This is a genomic window from Streptococcus sp. FDAARGOS_256, assembly GCF_002289235.2.
GTDB lineage: Bacteria > Bacillota > Bacilli > Lactobacillales > Streptococcaceae > Streptococcus.
Window position 1 is genome coordinate 92,953 of the sequence record NZ_NTGM02000001.1, and the last position, 10,596, is coordinate 103,548.

Annotated in this window: 9 protein-coding genes; all 9 read left to right on the forward strand. The window is 44.2% G+C overall.

Going from position 1 to position 10,596, the window contains the following annotated elements; translation table 11 throughout:
* The first annotated feature begins 101 nt into the window (after positions 1–101).
* The gene (locus A6J84_RS00705) at positions 102–557 is read left to right on the forward strand and encodes a DUF3290 family protein (RefSeq protein WP_095725837.1); all 456 of its coding nucleotides are present in this window, start codon (positions 102–104) and stop codon (positions 555–557) included.
* Complete coding sequence (locus A6J84_RS00710; RefSeq protein ID WP_095725838.1) at positions 554–1,189, forward strand: DUF421 domain-containing protein; 636 nt, start codon at positions 554–556, stop codon at positions 1,187–1,189. The genes A6J84_RS00705 and A6J84_RS00710 overlap by 4 nt, the downstream gene beginning before the upstream one ends.
* A 54-nt stretch (positions 1,190–1,243) precedes the next feature.
* The gene (locus tag A6J84_RS00715) at positions 1,244–2,989 is read left to right on the forward strand and encodes an ABC transporter ATP-binding protein (RefSeq protein ID WP_095725839.1); all 1,746 of its coding nucleotides are present in this window, start codon (positions 1,244–1,246) and stop codon (positions 2,987–2,989) included.
* Entirely contained in the window at positions 2,979–4,721 is a 1,743-nt protein-coding gene (locus A6J84_RS00720; RefSeq protein WP_095725840.1) for an ABC transporter ATP-binding protein, read from the forward strand. Before A6J84_RS00715 ends, A6J84_RS00720 begins: the two co-directional genes overlap by 11 nt.
* A gap of 183 nt (positions 4,722–4,904) precedes the next feature.
* Positions 4,905–5,597, forward strand: a complete 693-nt coding sequence (locus A6J84_RS00730) for a sugar transferase (protein WP_000922231.1) — start codon at positions 4,905–4,907, stop codon at positions 5,595–5,597.
* Between the two features lie 42 nt (positions 5,598–5,639).
* Positions 5,640–6,866, forward strand: a complete 1,227-nt coding sequence (locus A6J84_RS00735) for a DegT/DnrJ/EryC1/StrS family aminotransferase (protein WP_001134529.1) — start codon at positions 5,640–5,642, stop codon at positions 6,864–6,866.
* Between the two features lie 332 nt (positions 6,867–7,198).
* A complete protein-coding gene (gene trpB / locus A6J84_RS00740) occupies positions 7,199–8,377 on the forward strand; it encodes a tryptophan synthase subunit beta (RefSeq protein ID WP_045592556.1) in 1,179 nt (392 codons plus the stop codon).
* Positions 8,378–8,670: 293 nt separating this feature from the next.
* Positions 8,671–10,032 carry an anthranilate synthase component I gene (gene trpE, locus A6J84_RS00745; protein ID WP_095725841.1) on the forward strand — a complete coding sequence of 454 codons (1,362 nt, stop codon included), beginning with the start codon at positions 8,671–8,673 and terminating at the stop codon, positions 10,030–10,032.
* Positions 10,029–10,595 carry an aminodeoxychorismate/anthranilate synthase component II gene (locus A6J84_RS00750; RefSeq protein ID WP_000601900.1) on the forward strand — a complete coding sequence of 189 codons (567 nt, stop codon included), beginning with the start codon at positions 10,029–10,031 and terminating at the stop codon, positions 10,593–10,595. The genes trpE and A6J84_RS00750 overlap by 4 nt, the downstream gene beginning before the upstream one ends.
* Position 10,596: the final 1 nt, after the last annotated feature.

The following is a 10,596-nucleotide window of genomic DNA, read 5'->3' on the forward strand; positions in this document are numbered from 1 at the left end:
TATTATACCAAAAAAAGGTCCATTTACCCAACGTATGGCTTGAAAAATCACTCTCTTTCGTTTATAATTAAGAATGATTTTATGAAAGGGAGTGAAAATAAATGAAATTTTACTCATATGACTATGTACTTAGCCAAATCAGTCAGCAAAATGGAATGATGATTGGCTTTGGGATTGTGCTCCTAGCTATCACAGGATTTTTTGCTTTTAAAGCCTATCGAGATAAAAAGGGGACTAAGTTTCGGGAATTGGTCATGATTTTGGCCTTGACCTTGGTGGCCATGCTTTTGGTGACAATCTCAAAATACCAGACCAATCAAGCCTCTAACAACCAATTTCAAACTTCACTTCATTTCATAGAGGTTGTTTCCAAAGACTTGAGAGTGGATAAATCAGAAGTTTATGTCAATACTTCTGCAGCCACTGATGGAGCGCTTGTCAAGGTAGGTCCAAATTTCTACCGCGCCATGAACGGGAGCCAACCAGACAAGTATCTTTTAGAGAAATTAGAATTGCATCAAACAGACGCTATTGAATTGGTGGAGGTAAACAAATGACACTCAATTATATGGAAATTTTAATCAAACTGGCCTTGGGGCTCTTCTCTCTTGTTTTTGTTATCAATGTGACAGGAAAGGGAAACCTAGCGCCTAACTCTGCGACAGACCAAATTCAGAACTATGTTCTCGGTGGTATCATCGGTGGGGTGATTTACAATAGTTCTATCAGCATTCTCCAGTACGCAGTGATTTTGATGATGTGGACGATTTTGGTCTTGACCCTCAAGTGGCTCAATAACAATGTTCGTTTTGTCAAACGCTTGATTGATGGAAAACCAACTCTCCTTATCAAAAATGGGCAGATTGACCCAGAAGCCTGTCGTTCAGTTGGTTTGTCTGCAGCAGAAGTTGCTCTCAAACTTCGTAACCAAGGAATTTTCCAGATGAAACAGGTCAAACGAGCTGTGCAGGAGCAAAATGGCCAACTCATCGTGGTCCAAATGGGAGATGAAAATCCTAAGTATCCAGTTGTGACTGACGGTGTGATCCAAGTCGATGTTTTGGAATATATTGGCCGTAGCGAAGAGTGGTTGCTTGATAATCTCAGCAAACAAGGGCATGACAATGTGGCCAATATCTTTATCGCTGAGTATGACAAGGGTGCCATCACAGTTGTAACTTATGAATAAGAAAAACCTGGGGTCTTGGCCTCAGGTTTCAATTTGCAATCAGAAAGGGATTTTATGTCCATTATTCAAAAACTTTGGTGGTTTTTCAAGTTAGAAAAACGCCGTTATCTAGTCGGAATTGTGGCCCTGGTCTTGGTTTCCGTCCTCAATCTCATCCCTCCCATGGTTATGGGGCGAGTCATTGATGCCATCACTTCGGGACGATTAAGCCAGCAGGACCTGCTTTTGAACCTCCTTTATCTGCTTCTTGCAGCTTTGGGTATGTACTATCTACGCTATGTTTGGCGCATGTATATCCTTGGGACTTCCTATCGTCTGGGGCAGATTATGCGGTCTCGCTTGTTTGAGCATTTCACAAAAATGTCGCCAGCCTTTTATCAGACCTATCGAACGGGAGACCTGATGGCACACGCCACCAATGATATCAATGCCCTAACTCGTCTCGCAGGTGGAGGAGTCATGTCAGCAGTGGATGCTTCCATCACGGCGCTGGTGACTTTGCTGACCATGCTTTTTAGCATTTCTTGGCAGATGACTCTGGTTGCCATTCTTCCCTTGCCTTTCATGGCCTATGCGACCAGTCGTCTAGGGAGAAAGACCCACAAGGCCTTTGGCGAGTCACAGGCGGCATTTTCCGAACTCAATAACAAGGTGCAGGAGTCTGTATCGGGTATCAAAGTGACCAAATCTTTCGGTTATCAGGCGGACGAGTTGAAGTCCTTTCAGGCAGTAAATGAATTGACCTTCCAAAAGAACCTCCAAACCATGAGATACGATAGTCTCTTTGACCCTATGGTTCTCTTGTTTGTTGGTTCATCCTATGTTTTAACCCTTTTGGTCGGTTCCTTGATGGTTCAGGAGGGACAGATTACGGTTGGGAATCTGGTCACCTTTATCAGCTACTTGGATATGCTGGTCTGGCCTCTTATGGCCATTGGTTTCCTCTTTAATATCACTCAGCGAGGCAAGGTTTCTTACCAACGGATTGAGGAACTTTTATCTCAGGAATCACCTGTAAAAGACCCTGAGTTTCCTCTGGACGGTATTGAAAATGGACGTTTGGAGTACGCTATTGACAGCTTTGCCTTTGAAAATGAGGAGACACTGACGGATATTCACTTTAGTTTAGAAAAAGGACAAACCCTAGGCTTGGTCGGACAGACAGGCTCTGGGAAAACGTCCTTGATTAAGCTCCTCTTGCGTGAATACGATGTGGATAAGGGAGCTATTTATCTAAACGATCACGATATTCGTGATTATCGTCTGACAGACCTTCGTGGTCTCATGGGCTATGTCCCTCAGGACCAGTTCCTCTTTGCGACCTCTATCTTAGACAATATCCGCTTCGGCAATCCTAATTTGCCCCTTTCAGCGGTCGAGGAAGCGACTAAGCTAGCTCAAGTTTATAAAGATATTGTGGACATGCCTCAGGGATTTGATACGCTGATCGGTGAAAAGGGAGTCAGTCTCTCAGGTGGTCAAAAGCAACGTCTGGCTATGAGTAGGGCTATGATTTTAGACCCTGATATCTTGATTCTAGATGATTCCTTGTCAGCCGTGGATGCCAAGACAGAGTATGCGATTATCGACAATCTCAAGGAGACGCGCAAGGACAAGACAACTATTATTACAGCACATCGACTCAGTGCAGTTGTCCATGCAGATCTGATTTTGGTTCTGCAAAATGGCCAAATCATAGAACGCGGTACACACGAAGACCTGCTAGCTTTAGATGGCTGGTATGCCCAAACCTACCAGTCTCAGCAATTGGAAATGAAAGGAGAAGAAGATGCAGAATAAGAAAGAACAATGGGTTGTATTGAAGCGCTTGATGTCTTATCTCAAGCCCTATGGCCTCCTGACCTTTTTGGCACTCAGTTTTCTCCTCGCGACGACGGTCATTAAAAGTGTCATTCCCCTTGTAGCTTCCCACTTTATCGACCAGTACCTCAGCAATCTCAACCAACTTGCTGTGACCGTTTTGCTGGTCTACTATGGTCTTTATATCCTACAAACTCTAGTTCAGTATATCGGCAATCTTCTCTTTGCGCGGGTTTCCTACAGTATTGTCAGAGATATTCGTCGGGATGCCTTTGCCAATATGGAGAAACTGGGCATGTCTTATTTTGACAAGACGCCAGCAGGTTCCATCGTCTCTCGTTTGACCAATGATACCGAGACCATCAGTGACATGTTTTCGGGAATTTTATCCAGCTTTATCTCAGCTGTTTTCATCTTTCTGACAACCCTGTATACCATGTTGGTGCTGGATTTTCGTTTGACAGCTTTAGTCTTGCTCTTTCTTCCCTTGATTTTCCTTTTGGTCAATCTCTATCGGAAAAAGTCAGTGAAAATCATCGAAAAAACCAGAAGTCTCTTGTCGGATATCAATAGTAAGCTGGCAGAGAATATCGAGGGAATCAGGATTATCCAGGCCTTTAATCAAGAGAAGCGCCTGCAGGCAGAATTTGATGAAATCAACCAAGAACACTTGGTCTATGCCAACCGATCTGTAGCCTTGGATGCCCTCTTTTTGCGTCCTGCCATGAGTTTGCTGAAACTCCTAGGCTACGCCGTTTTGATGGCTTACTTTGGTTACCGTGGTCTGTCTATCGGGATAACGGCCGGAACCATGTATGCCTTTATCCAGTACATCAACCGTCTCTTTGATCCCCTGATTGAGGTAACGCAAAACTTTTCAACCCTTCAAACGTCCATGGTATCTGCAGGTCGTGTCTTTGCCTTGATTGACGAAACGACCTATGAGCCTCTTCAAAAAGATGGGAAAGCTAAAGTCAAAGAAGGCAATATCCGTTTTGAACATGTGTGTTTCTCATATGATGGCAAACATCCGATTCTGGATGATATTTCCTTTTCAGTTAACAAGGGCGAAACCATTGCCTTTGTAGGTCATACAGGTTCTGGGAAATCTTCCATTATCAATGTCCTCATGCGCTTTTATGAATTTCAGTCAGGCCGCGTTCTCTTGGATGATGTGGATATCAGGAACTACAGTCAGGAAGAGCTGAGAAAAAACATCGGTTTGGTCTTACAGGATCCCTTCCTCTATCACGGGACTATCAAGTCCAATATCGCCATGTACCAAGATCTTAGTGATGATCAGGTCCAGGCTGCAGCTGCCTTTGTCGATGCAGATTCCTTTATTCAGGACCTTCCGCAGGGTTATGATGCACCTGTTTCTGAGCGTGGTTCGAGCTTTTCTACTGGCCAACGCCAGCTTCTTGCCTTTGCTAGAACTGTCGCCAGTCAGCCTAAAATCCTGATTTTGGATGAAGCGACAGCCAATATTGACTCTGAAACAGAAAGTTTGGTTCAAGATTCCCTAGCTAAGATGAGACAGGGTCGGACGACCATTGCTATTGCTCATCGCCTTTCGACCATCCAAGACGCCAACTGCATCTACGTCTTGGACAAGGGGCGTATCATCGAGAGTGGAACCCATGAGGAACTCTTGGCCTTGGGAGGAACCTATCACAAAATGTATAGCTTGCAGGCTGGGGCCATGTCCTAATACTCTTTGAAAATCTCTTCAAACCATGTCAGCTTTATCTGCAACCTCAAAGCTGTACTTTGATTTTCATTGAGCACCAGAAGGAAATTCTTCAAATCACAGATTTCTTGCACCGCCTTTTCCATTTTGTGGTATAATGAAAAATGTTGACAAATAGTATAATAAAAACAAAGGAGAAACAGCATGCTGAAATGGGAAGACCTACCCGTGGAAATGCAATCAAGCGAGGTTAAGTCTTACTACCAGCTTGTCTCTAAAAGGAAAGGTTCGCTGGTTTTCAAGCGTTGCCTGGACTGGGTTCTGGCCCTGTTTTTGCTACTTTTGACCTCTCCCGTCTTTCTTGTCTTGAGCATTTGGATCAAGTTGGATAGCAAGGGACCTGTCATTTACAAGCAAGAGCGCGTGACCCAGTATAATCGTCGGTTCAAGATTTGGAAGTTCCGTACTATGGTAACGGATGCGGATAAAAAAGGAAGTCTGGTGACTTCTGCTAACGATAGTCGCATTACCAAGGTTGGAAATTTCATCCGCCGTGTGCGTTTGGACGAACTACCTCAGCTGGTCAATGTCCTTAAAGGCGAAATGTCCTTTGTAGGGACCCGTCCTGAAGTGCCACGTTACACAGAGCAGTATAGTCCTGAAATGATGGCGACCTTGCTCTTGCCAGCAGGAATCACCTCTCCAGCCAGTATCAACTACAAGGATGAGGACACCATCATCAGTCAGATGACAGAGAAAGGTCTGTCGGTTGACCAGGCCTATGTCGAACATGTCCTTCCTGAAAAGATGCGCTATAATCTCGCCTATCTCCGAGAGTTTAGTTTCCTTGGAGACATCAAAATCATGTTTCAAACCGTGTTTGAAGTACTAAAATAAAGTAGTCATGAGAAAATGAGTACAGATAAAAGGAGCAAATCAATGCCAAATTACAATATTCCATTTTCACCTCCCGATATTACCGAAGCTGAAATTGCTGAAGTAGCGGATACCCTGCGTTCTGGTTGGATCACAACAGGTCCGAAGACAAAAGAACTGGAGCGCCGCTTGTCTCAATACACACAGACACCTAAGACTGTCTGCCTCAACTCTGCGACAGCCGCTCTTGAGTTGATTTTGCGTGTGTTGGAAGTGGGACCTGGGGATGAAGTCATCGTTCCAGCTATGACTTATACAGCTTCATGTAGTGTTATCACACACGTAGGAGCGACACCTGTCATGGTGGATATTCAAGCAGATACGTTTGAGATGGACTATGACTTGCTTGAGCAAGCCATCACTGAAAAGACTAAGGTGATTATTCCGGTTGAGCTTGCAGGGATTGTTTGCGACTATGATCGTTTGCTCCAAGTGGTGGAGAAGAAACGGGACCTCTTTACAGCTGCTAGCAAGTGGCAAAAAGCCTTTAACCGTATCGTAATTGTCTCAGATAGTGCCCATGCTTTGGGATCTACTTATAAAGGACAACCAGCTGGATCTATCGCTGACTTTACTTCCTTCTCATTCCACGCCGTTAAGAACTTTACAACGGCTGAGGGAGGAAGTGCGACTTGGAAAGCCAATCCAGCGATTGATGACGAAGAGATGTACAAGGAGTTCCAAATCCTTTCCCTTCACGGTCAAACAAAGGATGCTCTTGCCAAGATGCAATTGGGTTCATGGGAGTACGATATCGTCACACCAGCCTACAAGTGCAATATGACCGATATCATGGCTTCGATTGGTTTGGTACAATTGGACCGTTACCCAGCTTTGCTAGAACGTCGTAAGGACATCGTGGACCGCTATGATCGTGGTTTTGCAGGTTCTCGCATCCGTCCATTGGCACACAAGACTGATAGTGTCGAATCTTCACGCCACCTCTACATCACCCATGTAGAAGGAGCAAGTTTAGAAGAACGCAACCACATCATCCAAGAATTGGCCAAAGCAGGAATTGCAAGTAATGTACACTATAAACCGCTTCCTCTCCTGACAGCCTATAAGAATCTTGGTTTCGATATGGCAGATTATCCAAGAGCCTATGCCTTCTTTGAAAATGAAATTACGCTTCCTCTTCATACAAAATTAAGCGATGAAGAAGTTGATTACATCGTTCAGACTTTGGTGAGAATTTCTGAAGAAATCCTCGGTTCTGGAAAAAAATAATAAAAAATCTTGACAAAAAGCGGACAATAGCATATAATATTCTCAACAAATCAGAAAAGTAACTATTTTTGATCTTCAGGGAGCCTGTGGTGATTGTGAACAGGTGGTTGGAAGTAGTGAAAGTGGGCTGATTTTAAAAATGAATTTGAAACAATGAAAATTCGGTGCGCACACCTTACAGTGCAACTTGTTGTTAGACAAGACAGAGATGTAAAGGGGAATAGTCCCTTTATAATTGAGGTGGCACCGCGTTACCAACGCCCTCACACAGAATCCAATCTGTGTGTGGGCTTTTTCATATCTTGAAATCAATACTGAAAGAGGAAAATTTTATGACAACTAAAGGATATTTTGGACAATTTGGTGGTAGTTTTGTACCGGAGCCAATTCAGGCTTTGTTGGATGAGTTAGAAGTGACTTTTGACAAGTACAAGGATGATCCAGAATTTTTGGCAGAATTTCGCCATTACTTGAAGGATTATTCTGGTCGTGAAACACCGCTTTATTTTGCGGAAAGTTTGACAGATCACTTAGGTGGGGCTAAGATTTATCTCAAGCGCGAAGACCTTAACCACCTTGGTTCTCACAAGCTCAACAACGTTTTAGGTCAAATTCTTCTTGCCAAACGTATGGGCAAAAAGCGAGTGATTGCAGAAACAGGAGCTGGTCAGCACGGTGTTGCGACAGCAGCAGCTGCAGCCAAGTTTGGTATGGCCTGTGATGTCTATATGGGGGCAGAGGATGTGGAGCGTCAACGTCTCAATGTTTTCCGTATGGAGATGATGGGAGCGACCGTTCACGCAGTTGAAACAGGCACTCGTACCCTCAAGGATGCGGTCGATGCAGCCTTTGGAGCATGGATGAATGACCTTGAAGCCTTCTACGTTTTGGGATCTGCTGTGGGGCCTCACCCTTATCCAACTATTGTTCATGAGTTCCAAAAAGTGATTAGTGAAGAATCACGTCGTCAAATCTTGGAAAAAGAAGGACGCTTGCCAGATTACGTCATTGCCTGTGTAGGTGGTGGTTCTAATGCTATCGGTGCTTTTTCACAGTATGTGGCTGATGAAGAAGTCAAATTGGTTGGGGTCGAAGCTGCCGGTCACGGACTTGACACAGACAAGCACGCAGCCACTATGACAAAAGGTAGTGTCGGAATTGTCGACGGTATGAAGACTTATGCAGTCTTTAAGGAAGATGGAGAGCTAGCGCCAGTTTACTCTATCTCAGCTGGTTTGGACTATCCAGGGGTTGGCCCAGAACACGCCTACTTTAAAGATTCAGGCCGCGTAGAATACGTAGCAGCGACAGATGAAGAAGCTGTTCAAGCCTTGCTCCTTCTTAGTAAGACAGAAGGGATTATCCCAGCGATTGAAAGTTCGCACGCCATCGCAGAAGCGGTTAAACGTGCACCGAAACTAAGTAAAGATGAGATTATCATCATCAATGTCTCTGGTCGTGGAGACAAGGACGTAGCTGCTATTGCAGACTACCTAGAAGCTAAAAAATAAAAGATGGAAAAATTACAGTCTTTTCTCTCACAGAGAGCTTGTGGTTGCTGGAATCAAGCAGAGAAAGCTGTAAGGTTGGGTCCATTTGAAACGAGAGAAGAAAACATAATTCTCAAGGGAGTGCCCTTTATCGCACAGCCTGTTATAGGAAAGTTCTGAGACAGGAATGAGAGATAGGAGAAATCCTATAATTGAGGTGGCACCGCGAATTTCGTCCTCACGCAAGTTATTTTGCGTGGGGATTTTTCATACAGTCGCCACGGATTAGAAGTAGAACTGAAAGGGAAATTACAATGGAACGAATCATTCATGGAGATGTCTTATCACCAATCTTGGCTTATATGCGCTTAAAAGGACAACACAAGGTGATCTTAGAGAGTATTCCGAGAGACAAGGAAACCGCTCGTTTTTCTATCCTAGCTTATAATCCTGTTTTTGAGATTAAGTTTGAAAATGGGGTCCTCTATCAAAACGGTCAAGTGATTGATCGGGATCCCTTTGATTTCCTTTATGAAGTGACTCATAAGAGCCAGCACCATTCAGACCTCCCTTTTGGTGGGGGAGCCATTGGCTTTGTCGGTTACGATATGATTTCTCTTTATGAAGAAATTGGCCAAATCCCTGAGGATACCATTGGAACGCCAGACATGCATTTCTTTGTCTATGAGAGCTACATGGTTTTTGACCACAAGAAAGAAAAAATTCATGTCATAGAGGATGCTCTTTATAGCAATCGCAGTCAAGAAGATTTGGAAAAAGCCTTGAACCAAGTGCTTGAGGAATTACGCATTCCTGCTCCAAATGAATTTGAAGATTTGGATCTATCTCCGCTGGACTTCAAACCGCATATCGCTCCTCAGAAGTTTGAGGAAATGGTCGAAACAGCTCGCGACTTGATTCGTAATGGTGACATGTTCCAATGCGTACTCAGTCAGCGCTTCTCAGCAGAAGTTACTGGAAATCCATTTGACTTCTACAGAAATCTCCGCGTGACCAATCCTTCTAATTACCTCTATTTTTATGATTTTGGGGATTATCAAATCATCGGTGCCAGTCCTGAAAGTTTGGTTTCTGTCAAAAATAGCATCGTAACTACCAATCCGATTGCAGGTACGCGACCAAGAGGGGCTACGGATGAAGAGGACAAGGCCTTGGCGACTGACCTGCTTTCTGATGAGAAGGAAACAGCAGAACATCGAATGTTAGTAGACTTAGGGCGTAACGATATCGGTAGAATTGCTGAAACGGCAAGTGTCCAAGTCACCAAGTATATGGAAGTGGAGCTCTTCCGTTATGTCATGCATTTGACCAGCGTGGTCAAGGGACGTTTGCTTCCAGAACTCACTGCCATGGATGCCTTGAAAGCTACACTTCCAGCTGGAACAGTGTCAGGAGCTCCAAAGATTCGAGCTATGAGACGGATCTATGAACTGGAAACAGAAAAACGTGGTGTATACGCGGGAGCAATCGGCTACTTGTCTGCGACGGGTGATATGGATTTCGCCATTGCCATCCGAACTATGATTCTCAAAGATCAAACAGCCTATGTACAGGCTGGGGCAGGGATTGTCTATGACTCCATCGCCCAAAACGAATACCAAGAAACCATTAATAAAGCTAAATCTATGACTAGAATTGGAGAACTAAGACCATGATTTTATTGATTGATAACTATGATTCTTTTACCTATAACTTGGCGCAGTACATTGGGAATTTTGCAGAAGTGCAGGTCTTGAGAAATGATGATCCCAAGCTGTATGAAGAAGCTGAAAAAGCAGATGGTCTGGTCTTTTCTCCCGGTCCTGGTTGGCCGGTTGATGCTGGAAAGATGGAAGACATGATTCGTGACTTTGCAGGTAAGAAGCCGATTCTAGGGATTTGTTTGGGGCACCAAGCCATCGCAGAAGTCTTTGGTGGGAAGTTAGGTTTGGCTCCAAAGGTCATGCATGGGAAACAGAGCCATATCAGCTTTGAAGCGCCATCTGTTCTCTATCAAGGCATCGAGGATGGTCGTCCAGTCATGCGTTATCACAGTATTTTGATTGAAGAAATGCCAGAAGGCTTTGAAGTTACAGCTCGTTCGACTGATGACCAAGCTATTATGGGAATTCAACACAAAAGCCTGCCGATTTATGGCTTCCAATACCATCCAGAAAGTATCGGAACGCCAGATGGCTTGTCTTCTATTCGGAATTTTATCGAGAAGGTTGTAAAGTGAG

What these genes read in the sequence shown, in the direction of transcription:
- A6J84_RS00705 (WP_095725837.1), top strand. Translation starts at nt 102, where the DNA reads ATGAAATTTTACTCATATGACTATGTACTTAGCCAAATCAGTCAGCAA.
- A6J84_RS00710 (WP_095725838.1), top strand. Translation starts at nt 554, where the DNA reads ATGACACTCAATTATATGGAAATTTTAATCAAACTGGCCTTGGGGCTC.
- A6J84_RS00715 (WP_095725839.1), top strand. Translation starts at nt 1,244, where the DNA reads ATGTCCATTATTCAAAAACTTTGGTGGTTTTTCAAGTTAGAAAAACGC.
- A6J84_RS00720 (WP_095725840.1), top strand. Translation starts at nt 2,979, where the DNA reads ATGCAGAATAAGAAAGAACAATGGGTTGTATTGAAGCGCTTGATGTCT.
- A6J84_RS00730 (WP_000922231.1), top strand. Translation starts at nt 4,905, where the DNA reads ATGCTGAAATGGGAAGACCTACCCGTGGAAATGCAATCAAGCGAGGTT.
- A6J84_RS00735 (WP_001134529.1), top strand. Translation starts at nt 5,640, where the DNA reads ATGCCAAATTACAATATTCCATTTTCACCTCCCGATATTACCGAAGCT.
- trpB (WP_045592556.1), top strand. Translation starts at nt 7,199, where the DNA reads ATGACAACTAAAGGATATTTTGGACAATTTGGTGGTAGTTTTGTACCG.
- trpE (WP_095725841.1), top strand. Translation starts at nt 8,671, where the DNA reads ATGGAACGAATCATTCATGGAGATGTCTTATCACCAATCTTGGCTTAT.
- A6J84_RS00750 (WP_000601900.1), top strand. Translation starts at nt 10,029, where the DNA reads ATGATTTTATTGATTGATAACTATGATTCTTTTACCTATAACTTGGCG.